The sequence below is a fragment of the Pantoea sp. DY-17 genome (assembly GCF_019795975.1).
In the GTDB taxonomy this organism is placed as follows: Bacteria; Pseudomonadota; Gammaproteobacteria; order Enterobacterales; family Enterobacteriaceae; genus Pantoea; species Pantoea leporis.
This window is the reverse complement of the sequence record NZ_JAIMIG010000014.1, coordinates 1-613: the sequence shown is the minus strand read 5'-3', so window position 1 is coordinate 613 and position 613 is coordinate 1. Positions and strand designations below refer to the sequence as shown.

The 613-nt window shown below is 55.0% G+C and carries 1 rRNA gene; it reads right to left on the bottom strand.

The features are described from left to right. Window positions 1–594, bottom strand: a 16S ribosomal RNA gene (locus K5Y33_RS23595); the annotation flags it as partial. Between the last annotated feature and the right edge of the window lie 19 nt (window positions 595–613).

Sequence of the window (613 nt, the reverse complement as noted above, 5' to 3'; positions counted from 1 at the left end):
TTGACAGACCGCCTGCGTGCGCTTTACGCCCAGTAATTCCGATTAACGCTTGCACCCTCCGTATTACCGCGGCTGCTGGCACGGAGTTAGCCGGTGCTTCTTCTGCGGGTAACGTCAATCGGTGAAGCTATTAACTTCACCGCCTTCCTCCCCGCTGAAAGTACTTTACAACCCGAAGGCCTTCTTCATACACGCGGCATGGCTGCATCAGGCTTGCGCCCATTGTGCAATATTCCCCACTGCTGCCTCCCGTAGGAGTCTGGACCGTGTCTCAGTTCCAGTGTGGCTGGTCATCCTCTCAGACCAGCTAGGGATCGTCGCCTAGGTGAGCCATTACCCCACCTACTAGCTAATCCCATCTGGGCACATCCGATGGTGTGAGGCCCGAAGGTCCCCCACTTTGGTCTTGCGACGTTATGCGGTATTAGCTACCGTTTCCAGTAGTTATCCCCCTCCATCGGGCAGTTTCCCAGACGTTACTCACCCGTCCGCCACTCGTCACCCGAGAGCAAGCTCTCTGTGCTACCGTTCGACTTGCATGTGTTAGGCCTGCCGCCAGCGTTCAATCTGAGCCATGATCAAACTCTTCAATTTAAGTTTGATTTGCTGAAAC